Origin of the sequence: Clostridium sp. AF32-12BH, from assembly GCF_003477935.1 — a bacterium.
In the GTDB taxonomy this organism is placed as follows: Bacteria; Bacillota; Clostridia; order Lachnospirales; family Lachnospiraceae; genus Brotaphodocola.
Genome location: NZ_QUEH01000025.1, coordinates 15,917 through 34,658, shown reverse-complemented (window position 1 = coordinate 34,658; position 18,742 = coordinate 15,917). Strand labels below are relative to the sequence as shown.

The 18,742-nt window shown below is 44.8% G+C and carries 10 protein-coding genes; 9 read left to right on the top strand and 1 reads right to left on the bottom strand.

The window, feature by feature from the left end:
* Nucleotides 1-141 precede the first annotated feature (141 nt).
* The 9 genes from DWZ40_RS18105 (at nucleotide 142) to DWZ40_RS18070 (ending at nucleotide 17,069) form a co-directional block, all read left to right on the top strand.
* The gene (locus DWZ40_RS18105) at nucleotides 142-510 is read left to right on the top strand and encodes a hypothetical protein (protein ID WP_118544248.1); all 369 of its coding nucleotides are present in this window, start codon (nucleotides 142-144) and stop codon (nucleotides 508-510) included.
* A gap of 8 nt (nucleotides 511-518) precedes the next feature.
* Entirely contained in the window at nucleotides 519-2,081 is a 1,563-nt protein-coding gene (locus DWZ40_RS18100) for a hypothetical protein (protein WP_118544247.1), read from the top strand.
* Nucleotides 2,068-2,985 carry a tail fiber domain-containing protein gene (locus DWZ40_RS18095; protein ID WP_118544246.1) on the top strand — a complete coding sequence of 306 codons (918 nt, stop codon included), beginning with the start codon at nucleotides 2,068-2,070 and terminating at the stop codon, nucleotides 2,983-2,985. Before DWZ40_RS18100 ends, DWZ40_RS18095 begins: the two co-directional genes overlap by 14 nt.
* Nucleotides 2,986-3,013: 28 nt before the next feature.
* On the top strand, nucleotides 3,014-3,904 hold the full coding sequence (locus DWZ40_RS18090) for a tail fiber domain-containing protein (RefSeq protein WP_243035386.1): 891 nt from the start codon (nucleotides 3,014-3,016) through the stop codon (nucleotides 3,902-3,904).
* Nucleotides 3,894-4,184, top strand: coding sequence for a hypothetical protein (locus tag DWZ40_RS19880; protein ID WP_207664531.1), 291 nt, complete (start codon nucleotides 3,894-3,896; stop codon nucleotides 4,182-4,184). The genes DWZ40_RS18090 and DWZ40_RS19880 overlap by 11 nt, the downstream gene beginning before the upstream one ends.
* A complete protein-coding gene (locus DWZ40_RS18085; RefSeq protein WP_207664530.1) occupies nucleotides 4,075-5,283 on the top strand; it encodes a hypothetical protein in 1,209 nt (402 codons plus the stop codon). Before DWZ40_RS19880 ends, DWZ40_RS18085 begins: the two co-directional genes overlap by 110 nt.
* A gap of 9 nt (nucleotides 5,284-5,292) precedes the next feature.
* On the top strand, nucleotides 5,293-14,358 hold the full coding sequence (locus DWZ40_RS18080) for a hypothetical protein (protein WP_118544243.1): 9,066 nt from the start codon (nucleotides 5,293-5,295) through the stop codon (nucleotides 14,356-14,358).
* Nucleotides 14,359-14,856: 498 nt separating this feature from the next.
* A complete protein-coding gene (locus tag DWZ40_RS18075; protein ID WP_118544242.1) occupies nucleotides 14,857-16,119 on the top strand; it encodes a site-specific integrase in 1,263 nt (420 codons plus the stop codon).
* A 101-nt stretch (nucleotides 16,120-16,220) separates the two neighbouring features.
* Nucleotides 16,221-17,069 carry a TIGR02452 family protein gene (locus tag DWZ40_RS18070; RefSeq protein WP_118544241.1) on the top strand — a complete coding sequence of 283 codons (849 nt, stop codon included), beginning with the start codon at nucleotides 16,221-16,223 and terminating at the stop codon, nucleotides 17,067-17,069.
* A gap of 88 nt (nucleotides 17,070-17,157) precedes the next feature.
* Here the strand turns inward: DWZ40_RS18070 and DWZ40_RS18065 are convergent, their stop codons facing one another.
* A complete protein-coding gene (locus DWZ40_RS18065) occupies nucleotides 17,158-18,663 on the bottom strand; it encodes a recombinase family protein (RefSeq protein ID WP_118544240.1) in 1,506 nt (501 codons plus the stop codon).
* Between the last annotated feature and the right edge of the window lie 79 nt (nucleotides 18,664-18,742).

The following is an 18,742-nucleotide window of genomic DNA, read 5'->3' as shown; positions in this document are numbered from 1 at the left end:
TATCATACCAAGAGGGCTTATTCCATATTCAATATTACTATTCAAATAAATAAAATTCACTCAGCGGCGGGGCAACCTGCCGCTTTTGCTATGCAAACAAAACGATCGCGTAAATGTTAGGATAGCAAAAAGGAGGGTGACATGAAAGTAGGAAAATTAATAGAAACGGCAACAGTGCTGATCGGGCAGCAGTACGATTTGGAAATGCTGATCGGATGGCTGAATGAAATTGAAGGTCAGGTGTTGGACCAGGTGGTGAACAAAGCACAGGGATTTGATATAGAATTTGTCCCATTTGCGGAGGATGACACGGAACGGGAACTGGCCGTACCAGACCGGTTTCAGGATGTATACATCAATTACATTCGCGCAAAAGTGGATTTTACGAATCAGGAAACAGAACGATATAACAACGATGCGGCCATGTTTGAAGCATCGTGGAAAGAATATGCCTCCTGGCATATCAGGAACCACGTGCCGAAACCGGCAGCGAAATTCCGAAATTATTAGGAGGGTGTATGAGATTACCATATTTGCGGGGAAATCCTCAGCAATCGGAAAAGACTATCGGATCCTTTCTCGGATTAAACAAGCAGGAAGTGATCCAGGAAAATGAGTTCTCTGACATGAAAAACATATCCCTTGATGCCTATCCGGCAATCACAGTGCGGCAGAAACGCGGCGAGATCATGAAAAAGATTGCAAAGCCGAATGGATTGTTTTATAAAAACGGACTCATGTATGCCGATGGGACGTCCCTCTATTACAAGGACAAAAAGATTGCAACAGTATCTGACAGTCGAAAACAGATTGTAGGAATTGGAGCGTATGCGGTGGTATTTCCGGATAAGATTACCTATAACACCAACACTGGAGAAGTCAAGCAAATGGAAGAGACTTGGACGCAAGAGGCAAGCGCAACCTTCGCCCAGACAACGTCTGGATCCACGCTTGTAAAGATAACCTGTACCGGAATTGGAAAGAAGTTTTCACAATATGATGCGGTGGTGATATCCGGATGCACAAATGCAAGCTTTAATAAGTCCAGCGTGCTTCAGGAGGTTTCTGATAACTATGTTGTTGTCATCGGAGACCTTTCCGATTCGTTTTCGCAAAACTCTGGGCTTACATTAAAGCGGACGGTGCCTGACATGGACTTCGTCTGCGAAAACGAAAACCGGCTGTGGGGGTGCAGCAGCAAAAACCATGAGATCTATTCATCCAAACTTGGCGATCCGGCGAACTGGCAGTCGTTCGAAGGCATCTCAACGGATTCTTACGCGGTAACGGTCGGATCAGACGGAGACTTTACGGGATGCGTTTCACACATGGGCTATGTGATATTTTTCAAAGAGGACACAATCCACAAGGTTTTTGGAAATAAACCGTCAAATTACCAGGTTTCTACATCCTACCCTGTCCGCGGGATCATGAAGGGAATGGAGCGAACGGCATGTATCACGAATGAAACGTTGATCTATGCCGGAAGAAACGAGATGTGCAGTTATGACGGTGCACAGCCGGAGTCGATTGGTGATAATTTAAAACCATTGAGTTTTACGAATGGAATTGCTTCACATTTCAGCGGGAAATATTATGCATCTCTTAAATCGGGGGACGAGTGGGGACTTTATGTTTATGATCTGAAATATAACGCTTGGACAAAAGAGGATGCGCTGCATCTGGTTGATATGGTCTATGGAGACGGGAAACTTTATTGTGTGGATTCTGACGGAAATCTGTTTACAATCGCCGGGAACCGGGATGAAAACATCTCATGGATGCTGGAGAGCGGGGACCTTCTGGAAGGAACGATAGACAACAAATTCCTCCGGAAGATGCGTTTCCATATGGAACTCCAGACAGATTCTGAGGTCATGGTATCGTTCCGGTATGACGATGATCCACAATGGCACACGGCAGCAGTGTTCAAAGCAAAAACCTATCGCACCCATGTTGTTCCGATCTGCCCGCGCAGGTGCCAGAAATACCGGTACCGCCTGGAAGGCTGCGGAGGTATGACCCTGGTTGCGGAGAGTAAAACGCTTGGCTTAGGGAGTGATATACGTGGCGGTATTTAAAGAACTTGTCATCGGAAAAGATGAAAAGAAAGAGGAACTTGTAAGAAAACTTTACAGATTCAGCGAAGATTTGAGGTTCACACTCACCAACTTGGATGAAGATAACTTTTCCAAAGAGTTTTTGAACCTGGAAAAGACGAAAAAAGAAAAAACGGCAACCATTAAACACGATTCCGAACAGCTAACACTTCGCTTTGATGATCTGAGCGAGGACACATACGCGGAACTGAAACAGTCAGAAGAATCTATTAAACTTCTGGTAAGTAAAGGCAGTGTTGTAAGCACCATGCTGTCCAGGATGGAACTGTATGGAGAATGCATAGCTCTGAGAACCGGTCATTTTACGATTGATGCGGACAACCTGAAAGTGGATGCGCAAGGCAATGCCACATTTACCGGTGCAATCACTGGCGGGTCAATGAAAATCGGAACTGGATTCGCGGTAGACAGCTCTGGATACTCAGTAATTCAGGGAGATCTTGTTTGTAACCTGCTAAATCCAAAAAATGGGACAACAACCGCAGGCGGGATGGTAACGGTGGAAGATGATGATGGTTATGGAGGATGCTCAATCAAGGGGACACTAACAGGAAGTGATGCCTATGTCATGTATACGCTGCGATGCAAACGTGTGAGGGAAACGTCAGATGCACGAAAGAAAACGGATGTAAAACCACTCGCTGTAAACATAAAGGATTTCATTCCAGTTTCTTACCGGTTTAAGAAAAGCAAAAGAAAAAGTATGGGATTTATCGCCCAGGAATTAAAACCGGAGAAAGCCGGGGAAATGATGAAATTGGAATATGGTCAGCTTGGCGCGGTGTGGGCGGCAGCGATACAGAAAAATCAGAAACGCATCGATGTAATGAAGGAGGAATTAAGAAAACGTCATGTCGTACTTTAGTGCACCAACATTAGCCAAAGATCCGGATATGAAAAAGATCCGGAATTACATCATGCTTTTGAATCAGCAGCTCCAGTATAGTCTCACGAACCTGGATGCCGAGGATAATTTCTCTCAGGAATTTCTAGTCAGCTACCGGGAGACGGAGACCTCGATCTCACAACTGGAGATTGGGATGGACGGTCTTCTGTCAGAGTTTACTAACCTGGAAACAGGAGTGTCATCGAAGATCAGCACATTGAATGACCAGATCAACCTGAAAGTATCTGCAAGGGACTTGTGTTCTGAAATTTCCATGACAGCCGGAACCATTAATTTCAAGACAGGAAATTTAACCATTGATGCGAAGAATCTTAAGCTGGATGCAAACGGAAATGCAGAGTTCTCTGGAAAAATAACCGGCGGCTCAATCAACATCAATGATAAATTCAAGGTATCGTCCACTGGAAAAACAGAGATTGACTCCGGAGCTTACACAGGATCCATCAAATGCAGCGGCCCATTGGCATGTGGCACATTGATCACCTACGGAGACTGTGATGTGGACGGAAGCATCAGCTGCACCAGTATGAGCGTAACCGGATCAGTAACCTGCGAAACACTCTATCAAGATTCGGATATTAGGCTGAAAGAGGAGATAGAGGATATTCCGGAAGAAACTGCATTAAAGGTGGTTTTGGGACTTAAACCGGTAACGTTTAAATATATGGGATCCGAGGAGACACAGATGGGATTCATCGCCCAGGATGTCAATGAACTGCAGGATCGGATTGGTACAAACCTCCCGCTCACAGACGTGGGTGAAGATGGATACTATGCAATCCCTTATAGTTCTTATGGCGCGCTGTTTGCGGGGGCAATCAAGAGCCAGCAGAGACAGATCGGGGAACTGGAAAGGATATTGAAGAATGAAGTGTAAGATTTATAGTGAGACCCAGATTAAGGCTATTGAAGAAATTCTGGGAAAGGTAAAAGTGAAGGGTGTCAAGCAGGCGAGATTGCTTGTTGTGATGGAAAACATCATTAAAAAGGGAATTGAAGTAAACGCGGAGGAGCAAGAAGATGGCAATAGCATACACGAAGAGTCCAGTGATTACAGCAGGACAGAAGAAGAAAACGACTTACGGACCGGGAACAACGAACAAAACGACCCAGACGACGCAGAACACACCATTCCAGGCAGCGGCAAGCCCGATTAAGAACACACCGTTCCAGGCAGCAGCCAGCCCGGGAACTCAGAATAAGACGGAATCAACCCAGGAAAACCGGTATCTAACAGGATATTCTCCGTCGCAGTTTCAGACTTCATCCATGACGGACCGGTATTTAAACCATCTGGATGACCTGGAAAACAGCAAACCGGCGGCGTTTCAGAGTCAGTACAGCAATGAGATCCAGAACATCCTTAACACCATCCAGAACCGGCCACAGTTTAACACCGATGATGTATTTAAGAGCGATTTATACACCACCATGCGGGAGCAGGCCATCCAGAACGGGCAGAAGTCCATGCGGGACACTATGGGAGCGGCACAGGCGGCAACAGGCGGCTATGGAAGTACCTATGCGCAGGCTGCAGGGCAGCAGGCATACGACAACGCCATTTCCAATTTTAATAACACCACACTTGACATTTACGACCGGGTTTATAACAACTACCTCCAGGAGGGGCAGGAACTTTATAACAAATTAAACATGTACAATAACCAGGATTCTATCGATTACAACCGGTACAGGGATAATGTGTCGGACTACTATAACGACTTAAACTATTATGCAGGCCGTTATGACTCATCATGGAATCAAGATATGACGACCTACCAGCAGGATCAGGCAATGCAGCAGTGGGCTGAGAATTATGCCTACCAGAAGACGCAGGATGCCCTGGCACAGCAAAATTGGCAGACGCAGTTTGACTATCAGAAAGAACAGGACGCCCTGGCACAGCAGAACTGGCAGACGCAATTTGATTACCAGAAAGAACAGGATGCGAAACAGCTTGCATTGGCTTACTCAAAGGCAAGGTCTTCTGGTGGATCTGGATCATCGAAAAAAACGAAGAGTAGCTATACAAGTGATGACCTTGTCAATTTTGCGAAGGATCTGCTCAATGAAAAAGATGATAGGGGCGGGCGCCTGTCAAAATCGTATTATGTAAATGATGCTACTGGCGTTAAGAGTATCTTGCAGCAGTACCTTGGAGTTGATTCGGATACCGCTGCAAAAGCCGTCTCTGCAGCACAGAAAGACAGCAAAAACAAAATTGATAACAGCTACACATACCGGAAGCCGAGATAAGGAGATGCTATGGCAGGAAAATTATTCAAACAGTACAAAGAAGATCAGGGAAGTGGAAACAGCAGCCTTTATCAGAAATATAAAAGCTCTGTGGATTCTGGGCTGAGCACGGGAAATACTACTATGGACCGGTACGTGGAACACCGCAGAAAGCAGGAAGAGGCTGCGAAAGAGCGCAAAATACTCAGGGATGCCAGAGTGAACCGAGAAAACAGGGAGCGTCAGTTGAAGAATACCGAAATCAATAAGAATCGGGCATCGACAACAGACTTTTTGCGTCAGGAACGGGAAAGTCTGCAAACGGAACATCAGCTTGCAAATCCACGTGCGTTGCGAAACGAAGCAGCGCGCTCAAATATGGCAAAAGCGGCAAATGAGCGGAGACGAAACAAGGAAAATGAGCGCAAGGAATATGAAGCTCAAAAAGCCCAGGATGCAAAAGGTGTAACGGAGAACGGGATTTTTAAAGACGGATTAACCAGATTTACGTCATACGAAGATATTGCAAAGAGACCGGACTTCCAGTCGGGCGCATATCAGGGAGCAAAAGACGATAAGAACCCCATCGGAACCGGGAACACAATGAAAGGCTTCTGGTCTGATCCAATCGGAGGACTTAAAAGAAATAATCATAGCTTTCAGGCCATGACAGCGGACCAGAAGACAATGTACAACTATCTCTTTTCACGGTACGGTGCTGATCAGGCAGATAAGTATGCAAGCTCGATTGACGAGGAACTGAATATGAGAGCGGGTAGCCAGGCTGCAGAGGCTGCTGCAAAAACCGGTAAAATACCGGCTGTAGGCTTAAATATGCTTGCCAGTGCAGGAGCCGGAACGGATCGTGCTGTAAAAGGTCTTGGACAGGCTGTGGACATGGTGACGGGTAATTATAAAACGGCACCGGCATCAACGTTTGACGGTTACCTGCAGCATTTACAGGAAAATAGTTCAGGTATTGAAAAAGTTGCTTATGATCTGGCGAACTCCACGGGCTTTATGCTTCCAAGTATGCTGGCGGCACCGGCAGCAGGTGCTACACTTGGTACGACGGCAGGATCAGCTTTTGGATCTGCCATGTTCGGCGCAGCAGCGGGAGGAAACTCTTATACGGACGCGATCCGGGAAGGTCAGGACGTTGAAGCGGCACAGATGTACGGCGCTTTGAATGCCGCAAGTGAGACGGTAACTCAGGCGTTTTTGGGCGGCTTAAATAATGTGAGCCTTGGACATCCAAGAGTTAAAAGCGCTATTGACACAGCGGTCAGAAAACTGGTATCAAATCCTGCAGCAAGAGATACCATTAAACAGGTAGCCGGATATGGTGCAGATATGGCGGCAGAGGGCCTGCAGGAGTATACGCAGGAGCTTCTGGACAAAGCCAGCCGGAATATGTTATTTGGAGAAAACAACCAGATCAGCCTTGCGGATCCAGAAGCATGGTATGCGGCCATGCTTGGCGCTTTAAATGCTGGTGTATTGAACGCACCGGGGGCAATCGCGCAGGAACTTGATTATCGTGCGGAAGGAAAAAGAAATGTGCCGGAGTATCAGGACTTTGCAGAGGGTATTGATACAGACAGTACATATGCAGCGTTCGAAACCAAAAAGGAAGCCAGAGATCTTCAGGAGCTTGCTCGCAGGTACGCTGAACGACAGGAAAACGGTGAAAATATAAGCAACCGAGAAAATGGAAGATTCCTGGAAAGGATGGCTGAATTTGCAGAAAATGCCAAGCAGGACGAAAATATTTCGCAGAATCAGGAAGAAACTGTCCAGAATCAAGAAGAAAATGCACAGATTCCACATGAAAATGCACGACCAGTGGAAGATAATAACCAGAATGCGACAGAAAGTGTAATGCCAGATACCGGAGATAATATTGAGCTGGAAGACGCAAGTCCAGAACAAATTAATCCGGAAGAACAGATGAACATTTCGGAAAAACCGAACACTTCAAGCAAGACCAGTCAAGGCGATAGAGAGTTTCTCGATGAGCTTTCTGCGAAATACGGCACATCCGGCATGAATGCGTATCTTGATAACTATGATCACACAACAGATTTAAACCAGTATTCACGATCATTTGACCGTGTCTATGATGCGGGAAGATATGGTCTCAAAATGGAGGAAGGAATCCACCGTGAGGCGCTTTCCACATTAGGTCGAGACACATTGGAAAAAATCTGGCTTGCTGGAGCAGAAGACCGTAATGCTGATATCAGCAAAGTGGACGAGAAAACCGGAGCGCCGTTGAATATGACAAAGGGAGATCCACGAACCGGAGGACTGGCGTCAGCAGTCGAGAATGCAACGCCACAGCAGAAAGCGGTAGCGACCTATATGGGCGAACGAACCGGTTTACAGATTGAGCTTGTAGATGGCATGGATCAGAGCGGAACCACGGCATCCTATCAGAAAGGAAAAATTACGCTTGATGTTAATAGTAAAGACTTTCTTGGAAGCATGGGCCATGAACTGACACATTTCATTCGCGAAATGGATCCGGACAACTACCGGGCATATTCTGAGACCGTGGCTCAGGCTATCATGAAGTCAGAGGGGATGGATTTAGAAGAGGGAATCAATTCATACATCGACCGGTATTTAGCCCAGACGGGACAGGAATTAAACAGAGATCAGGCGGTGGAGGAAATGGTAGCAGATGCTTCGCAGAAATTTTTCAATGATGAAGAATTTATAAAAGAGGTAACTGCAAACAAAACACTGGGACAGAAAATTCTTGACTTCATCGATGATGTAATTGATGCGATCAAGAGCCTGATTAAAACCGGAAGCACCCGTCAGTCAGCTAAAGCCCTGGAAGAGAATATGGTTTACTTCCAGAGGGCGAGACGTGCCTATATGGCAGGACTGGAAGCAGCAAGCGAACGGTATAAAGCTGGATATGATGTTGTTGGTGATACCAAGACAAAATACAAATTAAATGAATTTGGATTAGAAGAATATTCTGATAATGATAAGGCGAGATATGCAAATGGCAGTATACAGTTCTGCAATACAAAAGAGGACATAGTTGAGTTTTGTGAGAAACATGTGCATAAGAAACCGTACGCAAGATTATACATGGGAAAGATTGGAACGGAACTGGCAGCTAAACTGCACCGGGATGTAGGGTTAGAGTTGGAAGGCTATAATGTTGCGATGACGAGCGAATTTGAAAATTCTCACGCAGACAGCAAAAAAGAAACTACTAGGGGACAGATACCGGTTACGCCTGAAATGATTGCAGATATTCCAGAAATTATTAGTTCCTATGATAAAGTAAGCAGCGCTGGGACAACTGAAATGGGTAAGCCTGCGCTAAAATTTGAGAAAAATATAAATGGAAAAAGAGTTGCAATAGAATACGTTTCTGATAAAAGGAAAATGCTGACGCTGCAAACAATGTATGCATGGGGCGAAAAAAAAGGGAGCGTCCCCACAGCGACAGATATCAGTGTAGCACCGATCCCCTCAGACACGTCCAAAACGCTCAGTGGTATAGCTCCTACTAATAATATAAAACAATCAGAACAGGAAATCAAGACGAAATTCCAGCTAAAAGACCCAGTTGAAGAAACAGATACCCTAATTGCCGCTCACAATCTGAGCGAAGATAAGCTGATGAAGATGCTGGAATATGACGGGATCCCAATGCCGTCCATTGCCATTACGAAAGCAGCGCAAGGCTGGGATAAGTTCGGAGATATTTCTTTGATTTTCCGAAAAGACACGATTGATCCGGCAAATCGTAAAAATAAGGTGTATGGTGCTGATGCCTGGACACCAACCTTCCCGCGGATTGAAAACGATATCAATGAGGATGTTTACTACAGAGCATCCAGGAACGTTGATAAGACCATGGACGGAAAGATGCCAGATTATCTCAAGCAGGAAGCAAAGCGCTTTATCCAGACGCAATCTGGAGATGCAGAATATAGCGGTGTGGATGGCGTTGTGGAGGCGGCGAAATATAATATCGGAATGAAGGCTGCCTATCTTGCATCAAAAGGAATCCAGGTGGAAGATCGTGCAAAACAGGTAAAAAAACCAAATATCTCTATCGAGACAGAAAATATGTATAAGAGTATCTTGAACAAAATTCCGGATCAGGATAGAGTAAAAAAAATATTGAATTCTGGATATTCGCTGAAAGAAATTTTGAATGCGTACGGAAATGAATTGCTAAATGTTTATGCGCAGGCAAAAATTGAAAATGGAATGAATCCGGAACAGGCATATAAACAGGTTCAAAGCGCGAAAGAAAAGGCATTTCGGTTCGGTCATGTGCTTGATAAATTTAGAAATGCTTTTAATTATCAGGAAAAGGGAGTCCAGTACACAACAAAAATTGAGCGTGACGAGGCTGGGATAAGGGAAGAAATCGAATCACAGATTGATGAAAAGGACTATGAGGATTGGATTCGCGACCTGTATGATGGTCTGGTAGTAGGTAAAGGCGTACCAAATGGCAAAGAGTATTTGACACCAAGTGGAAACCGCAGGACCTTTAAACAGCTCCATTATGATGTTACACCGGAGAATATTGTAAAATCCATGATTTCGCAGGGAAAGGGCGATGCAAAAAATGTCGTTGGATTTATGGGAATCAAAACGCTCAGAGCTGCAGCATCTGGAGAATTCAATAGCATTGCAGATATTCACAAGGCAGAGGGAAAAATCCAGAACTTAACCGAAACAGAATTTGCAGAAAGACAGGATGCGCTTAACAATCGCCTTATGAATGTTATCCAGAACATCATTGATCGAACCGGTTCAACGAGCTATTCTGCCATCGACAATGTGGGAAGTCTGATTGAAGAGGCAGCAGGAATGAAAAACTTTTCCGAGAAAGCTGTCAGAAAGGTATTTGCTGATATTCCATATTGGAAAGTATCGGATGAGGACTTTAAGGAAATCACGAATATTGTGAATGAGGTCAAGGAAATGCCGGTTGATATGTTTGAGGCAAAACCTCAGCGTGTAGTAGGGTATGATGAGGTGGCAGTGGCCGTTGTTCCAGACGGAACAAACGAGAAAGTTATGGACGCATTGGCTGATCGCGGAATCAGAACAGTGACGTATGATCCGGATGTAGAAGGTGCCAGAAATAAAGCGGTGAATTCCGTGGAAAATATCCGCTTCCAGATGGAAGACATCGACGAATACACAAACGAAAAAGATGTCAAAAAACTTTTAAAAGAAAATGAAGATTTAAAAGAAGCAAATGAACTTCTGAAAAAGGAATTCACTCTGACGGCCAAAGAGGAACTGCGGCAGGATGATATTAAAAAAGTTTGTAGGAAAATCCTGAAAGAATATAATAGTAAGGCAAAACTGGATCCGTTGGTATCGAATGTGACAAAGCTGTTTGAATATGTCAGAACCGGGGAAAATGTTGATTGGGATGAGTTCAACAACGTTGCAACAGACATTGGAAAATCAATACTCAACAAAGCAGAACAGAAGGATACGGCGCTGACAGAGCAATACAAGGATTTGCGCAAACAGATTAAAGATACGAAAATCATGATTACAGATCAGGATAAAGCTGATCTGGCGGCAACAGGCGGATATAATGACTTTCGCAGAAAATATTTTGGCCGCATGAGCCTTGGAAAAACAGGTATATCGGTGGACTCGTTGTATCAAGAACTTGCAAGCCAGCATCCGGATCTGTTTGACGCGGATATAACGCATCCGGCGGATCAGTTAATGCAGATCGGAAATGTGCTTGATATGACTCAGCCTCAGATTGCAAATCCATATCATGCAAATATGGATGAAATGGCGTACCATGTCGGTCAGGAACTTTTGCAGGAGTATCAGAATGTAAGATTGGTACCGCCTACCTTTGCAGATCGTAAAGCAGCAGAACTCAATAAAGTACGCAGGCAGTACAATGAAAAATTAGAGAATTATAAGCAGAAAACAGAAACTCAGTATTCTGCGCTCTTGAATGAGGCGAGACGGGAAAATGCTGACATGCAAGAGGCTCACGCACGGGACCTTTACTGGCAGAAAGAAAAATTCAATTCCAGAATGAAGGAGCGCCGGGATGCTCTTGCGAAACGGGAGGCAAAGGAAAACGTTATAAAGGAGAGCACAAAGCTCCGTAAATGGCTTCTGGAGCCAAACGATAAACAGCGCATTCCAGAAGAACTTCGGACGGTGGTAGCAGATTTTCTCAGCAATATTGATTTTTCTTCCAAAACAGAATACAACGGCGTAAAAACGCAAAGAACCTTAGCGTGGGAGGAAGCTCTGAAAGCATTTAATAAAATCAAGGAATCCGGACAGATAACCGATCAGGATGGAAATATCCGTTATGTTGATGTTGATCCGGATCTCGCAAAAAGAATAGAAGAGCTGACCGAGAAGACGAAAGGAATTGACCGGCTGGAAGAGCTGAGCGCCTATGATATGGAAGAATTGTTGAATACTGTGCGCTCGATGAAATCAACCATAACAGAAATCAATGCTTTGAAGACGAATAAGAAATATGGTGAAGTGAGTCTCCTCGCAGAGAATGTGTTTGCCGATACAGATATGATGAAAAATAGAAAGGAATTCCGCGGACCGCTCAGTCAAGTAGACAGCTTGCTGAATGTCAAAATGATGGATCCTGTTACGGTATTTCATAAAATGGGACCGGCCATGGAGTCGGTATATGATTCTCTGACAAGTGGCTGGGACAAGAAAACCAAATTGCTGAAAGAAGCGGAGGAATATTTTAAAAAATCTCTGGAAGAGTGCGGGTTAAAAACCAAAGACATCCGGGCATGGACCGGAAAGAATCCGGAACGACATACGTTTTCGCTCGCGGGTGGAGATATTACCCTTTCTACCGGTCAGATTATGGCGTTATATGTCCTGGACAAAAGAAGTCAGGCAAGAAAACATATTTACGACAGAAAAGGTGGTATTAAAGCGGGGGATATCGACCTGGGAGTATCACTTAAGGAAAAAAGATTGTTCCCGGAAAGACAGCGTGGGTATAAACCAATCAGAGTCACTGCTGATGATGTAAAGACCATTACAGATACGCTCTCAGCCGATCAGAAAAGACTGGCAGACAAGATGCAGCATTTCTTGGGAGACAATGCTGCAAAATGGGGAAATGAAGCATCCATGCAACTCTATGGGTACGAAAAGTATAAATCAAAGAACTACTTCCCGATCACAACGGACAAAGATTATATCATGCAGCCAGAGGGAAATAAAAAAGAGTCTACGATTCGCAACCTCGGAATGACAAAAAGCACAAATGCGTATGCCAATAATCCGATTATAGTGGAAGATATCTTTGATGTATTTACACGTCATGTAGACCAAATGAGCAGTTATAATGGCTTATTGGTTCCGCTTTCGGATTTACATAAACTGTTAAATTATAAAGATGCCCGCGGGTTGAATGATTCCAGCATTCAGGAGCGCATCAAGGCAACGCTTGGAAGCAATACAGCGAAATACCTGGATAATCTGGTGGATGATATTAATGGGTCTGTCCATACCAGAAATGATACTGGAATTGCGGATATGTTGATGGGGAATATGAAAGCTGCAGCAGTAGCCGGAAACCTCCGTGTAGCGGTACAGCAGCCGGGATCCATTGCCCGCGCTTACGCAGAATTGGATGCAAAGTATATTGCAAGAGGTCTCACGAAAGGCGCAAACTGGGATATCATCACAGAGTATGCACCGATCGCTCAGTGGAAAGACTGGGGATTTTACCAGATGCAGGTATCTAGACGAATGAAGGATGTACTGATTGATACGGATAGTGCGAAGGACCGGTTTGTCAACAAAACGATGTTCCTGGCAGAACTGGGCGATCAGGTAACGTGGAAACGCTTGTGGAATGCTGTTGAATACGAGATAATGGATAAACATCCGGATCTGCAGAAAGGGTCGGAAGAATTTTACACACAGGTTGGGCGCAGATTTTCGGAAATCATCTATAAGACACAGGTAGCTGATTCAGTGATGCTCAGAACCGAAGTAATGCGATCAAAGGACGGGCTTGCCAAAATGGCAACAGCATTTATGGGAGAGCCTCTGAAAACCTACAATATGCTGTATCGTGCCGTTTGGGACCTGAAAGCAGGACGTATGGACAAGAAAACTGCATGGAAAAATGCAGGGCGTGTGGCAGCGGCTTTTACTGCCAATGCATTCCTGACAGCAGCGGCAGCAGCGGCGGTAGACATGTTCCGAGATGATGACCGGGATAAAAAGCTCAATGAAAAATTCCGGTCGCATTTGGCAACGAACATGATTGATAATGTAAATATTCTAAACAATGTTCCGTATATTCGTGACGTAATATCAACCATTCAGGGAGATACTGTAAAACGGACCGATATGCAGGGGGTGCAGGATGTTTATTACGCTTGGCAGAAAGTTTATAAAGTTATGCAGCAGAAAGGCAAGTACACTCCACAGTATTCTTTTCTGGAGGCAGTACGCTCGACCAGTGCGCTGACAGGACTCCCAATCAAGAGCATCACAAAAGACGCATTGGCTATCATCGATACAGCTGTAGGGACTTTAAGCGATTCTGCCGGTTATGAGGCAACGAAAATGAAGTACGGACTGTCTTTGAGCGATAATAAGAGTCTGTATATCAATATGATGATGAATGCCGAAGATGGCGGAGACCAAAAACTGGCAGACAAAATTAAAAAGGATTTGCTGGACGCTGGATACACAGAAGAAGATATCGAAGAACAGGTTAACAGGGAGGTTAACAAGGAAATCAAAGACGAGGTCGACATAATCTCTGCAGCAGATCAATATGACTATACAGATGCGGAAAGCAAAAAGAAATTTGAGGATGAAATTAAAAAGTATGTGGAATTAAAGAAACGAGCCGGAAAAACTGAAAAAGAAGCTCTGACCGCAGTAAAAACAAAACTGACAGCACATTTCAAAGAACTTTATCAAGAAGGAACTACAAAAGAAAAGAACGAGATCATCACCAGATGCAACCGGTTACGCTACAATGGTAAAGCCGTTTATAGCGGAACTGAATTTAAAAACTGGGGGAAGAAAAAAGAATCAAAATCATAATATCGATAAGTGCTTTGGGGACTATTTGGGGACTACGAATATCATAAGTTGTCAGAAGCAACCGGAAGTTAACGGAAGTGAATTATTGAAAAATGGCTTAAAATCTAACTTTTTCAACAATAACACAAATGGTCATAAGCAAATTTCAATTTTCGTAATGCGTGGGTCGCCGGTTCGAGTCCGGCCAGGAGCTTTATAAGTAAGTAAAAAAATCTCCCAAAAAGCAAGGAAAATCAAGGGTTTCCGGCTGGATGGGGGATTTTTTTTGTACTTTTAGGATTAAGTATAAATAAGCAATTTTAAGATGTTTTTAGGGGGAAACTGGGGGAAATCTGGGGGAAAAATACCTTTCCCCCAATTTTCCCCCAGAAAAAACTTATTTTTATCGAAAAATAGATATTTTAATTGCTAATAAGTATTTATAAGTGTGAAAAAGTTCTCTCGGTGTTTTTCTAATCCTCCATAGTCTATATAGGAAATAATTTTACGAGGTGGACTATGATGACAAAACAAAATAGAAAATCAGATGAAATAACTTTTAGCGAATATAAAAAAAGTGGACGTTCTTATGTAAGGGCACGTCAGTGGGTAACATTAATAGATGAATCAGTTGAGCGGATGGAAGGAAGTGGAAAAAATCGGGTAGATGCCAGAGCTGCCTTGCAGGTGAATATCGAAAAACGCAATGAGCGTATCCAGTATGGAATGAAGAAAGACGATGGGGATATTACGCTTGCTGAGGCCGTCAAGAACCTTATTGAAGAGCGTGCTAAGGAGTATGATAGGGAAAAGGGCAGAGAAGCCCGTAGAGACGTTTCTACGAAACGAGAATGGGATGTCTTTCACTCGTTGCTTTGCCCATTTGAAATTGCAAACAAAAAGCTGAACTGCATTTTTGTTAAAGATATAGAAACTTACCGGAAACAGCTTTCAAATGCGCGCTATGATAAGCATGTCACAAAGAAGAAACATGAGCCAGAATATGTATACTACAGTGCTTCCACGCTAAATCGAATTATCCGCCTTGTTGTGACCGCTATTGATGATTATTATTTGTATCGCCCAGAAAAATCGCCGGCGATTGTATTAAAGCAATTTAAGCAAAGCAGTCCTGCCAAGACAGAGGCGGACTTTTTAGTAGGAGAAGAGTTTGAAATAGCATTAGCATATTTCCAAAAGATAAGAGAGCAGCCTAAATATGCATTGGATATTACATGCGCAGATGTATTTACGGTAGCTCTATTAATTGGTGCACGCCCGGGAGAAATTCTTGGTCTCCAGAAAAGAGACTGGAATGAAAAGACAGGAGAATTATCAATTCAGCGAACAGGAGAGTATGAGGACGGTCGTACAAAAACGGTAGGGTCTGTTCGTGTTTTGACTCCACCAGAAATTGCTGCGGCAATTTTAAATAGGCGTTGTTACGGAATATCCACAGATGATTTGATTTTCCCAGGAACAAAGAAAAATTTATTATCCCCCTCTAATCTTAATAAAAAACTGAAGAGGTGGCTGGTTGAGGCCGGAATTACTAAAAATCTGCATCCTCATTCTCTGCGTGGTTCCTCAGGAACTTATCTGCTGGATCATGATGTCCCGATTGAAGTAGTGTCCAGGATGTTTGGGCATCAGAATGTTTCCACTACGCAGAATTTCTACTCTACATACACAGAAACGCGCAGAAAGAAGGATGCCACGGAGATATGCAATGTGTTTGATAGTTTGGTAGACAATATAAAACGGGAGGAAACTGCAAAATAGAAATCTGCAAGTTAAGAAATTCAACTGCCGGTTGAATCCCTTCTCATCAAATATTTGCTAAAATAGACCCAAACACAAAAGAGAAGGGACGTGGAAAAATTATGAACGCATACGAAAACGTGGAGATTTTTGAAGATACGAAAAGGCTGTGCGAAAAAAACGAAAAGCTGAAAGCTTCTGTTGCTGAGTCTGTGAAAGGGCAAAAATTAATCCCGGAAAGCGAGAAACTGCCAGTTGTGGATAAGAAGCGCTTTTCTGATGAAGCAAAAGTGGTAGTATCCACAAAGCGGACTTTTGAGGCGGCTTCTGGCTATGTCGGGCAGAAAGTAGCTGTGCACAACTTTGCATCGCCATATAAGCCAGGCGGAGGAGTGCTTAGAGGAGCTGGTGCACAGGAAGAGTGTCTTTGCAGATGCTCTGGGCTGTACTTCTGCCTGAATAGGCCAGAACTGGAGAAGGGTTTTTATGGCCCGCACAGAAAAGTGCAAAATCCGATAGGCAGTGCAGATATCATCTATACACCTGCAGTGACTGTTTTTAAAACGGATAAAGCTAAGCCGCAGCTGATGGATGAAGCTGCATGGTATGATGTGGATGTGATCACCTGTGCGGCTCCTGATCTGCGGATAAAGAATAGTTTCCATGATATCCGAAACAATGTCACTCCCACAGTAAAAATCACTGATAAGGAACTTCTGGAAATCCATAAGAAGAGACTGTGCAGGATTCTGGATGTGGCTGCATTGAACGGCGCTGAAGTTGTGGTCCTCGGTGCCTTTGGGTGCGGAGCTTATCAGAACAAGCCGGAAGTGGTAGCACGGGCTGCCAAAGATGTGCTTCCAGAGTATCTACATGCTTTCAAAATCATAGAGTTTGCAGTGTATTGCCCGCCGCAGAATGATACGAATTTTAAAGTGTTTAAGAGAGTACTGAGCGGTTTGGAGAAGTAAAGCGTGAAATTGATTTTATTTTTCACGATAGTTACATCGCTTGACAAGGGCACACAGCCCTTTGTCGTGTGCGATGGATAAGTAAAAGTCAAATTTTCCACTCAATCGAAACGTGTTCGTCGGTTGCGCGGATCTGTGAGATCAGGCCGTCGGCAACCTGTCGCCTGTCCTCGAAGTCAATTTCTTCCCATTGGTTGAGGTAGACCGACAACCGCTCGATCTGCTCCGGGGACATGGCTTCCGCCGACAGCGCCGCAATCTCTTTTGTCAGGGTTTGGCGGCGTGTGTCCAACTCCTCAATTTTGCTGTTGGCATAGGACAGCAGCACCGCATTAGCCCCGGTCAGAGTATTCAGCAGCTTTTCAATCTCGTCCTCCACGCGGGCAAGCTCCATGTTCAGCGCGGTCAATTTTGGATTGACCGTTTCCCGCTTTGCCGTCAGCGTCTGGAACTCGGACAGCTTCTTGACCATCTCGCCGTACAGGAACCTTTCAAATTCCCGTGTACGGAGTGTCCCGCAGCCGTCACAGCTTTTACTGTCGGCCCGCTTAGAGCAGCGGAGATACTGAACGCCTGTAGGATTGCCGACGCTCATAAGCGCATACCCGCAGCGGCCACACTTGACCTTTCCGGCAAGCCATGTGTTCTTTGCCTTGCGCCCACCTTGGAACGTCTTGTTTGCCATGAGCTTCTTCCGGCAACGCAGCCATGTATCAGACGATACAAGCCCCTCGCTGGGAGCCAGAACAAGTATCTGATCTTTCAGGTGCTTGTTTTTTCTTTCCTGTACGTCCCGGCCCTGATAGAGATAGCAGCCGTTTGTCCCGGCAAAATCTGTGGCTTCATTGACTACCACCGTACCCTGGCTTTTGAAGAACTCGTACATATCGAGGTCAGCCTGTGCGTAAATGGGGTTTCTCAAAAGCTGGGAGATAAAGCCCCGTTTCATTTCCTTGCCATAGATCAGGATGCCCTCGTCGGCAAAGTAGCGGGCGATGTCCCCGAAAGAGATTCCGGGCTGGGAGTACATTTCAAACATCAGCTTTGCAATATCTGCCGTTTCCGGGTCGGGCTTCATCATTTTTGTGCGGATGCCCTCAATGGTGGTCGGCTCCAGTTGGAAGCCATAGGGGGCCGCACCGCTCATGTGAAAGCCGTGCTGGCAGCGGGAATAGTAGGCATCGGTCACGCGCTTCTGGATGGTTTCACGTTCAAGCTGGGCGAACACGATGCAGATATTCAGCATGGCTCGCCCCATCGGGGTGGACGTGTCAAACTTTTCCGTAGAGGAAACGAACTCGACATTGTATTCCTGAAAAGTTTCCATCATGGTTGCGAAGTCCAGAATGGAACGGCTGATACGATCCAGCTTGTAGACCACCACGCGCTTGATCAGGCCCCGGCGAATATCGGCCATCATTTCTTGGAACTTGGGCCGATCGGTGTTCTTGCCGGAATAACCCTTGTCGGTGTACTTGCGGAAATTGCCTCCTCTCAATTCATACTTGCAGAACTCAATCTGGCTTTCAATGCTGATACTGTCCTTGCGGTCAACGGACTGTCTGCCATAAATGGCATCTTCACGAATAATCATTTGGTGCTCCTTTCCGTGTAGGAGCTGCCAAACCTTACACCTATATTATACCTCTGGCAGCCCCGCATCTCAAGGATGT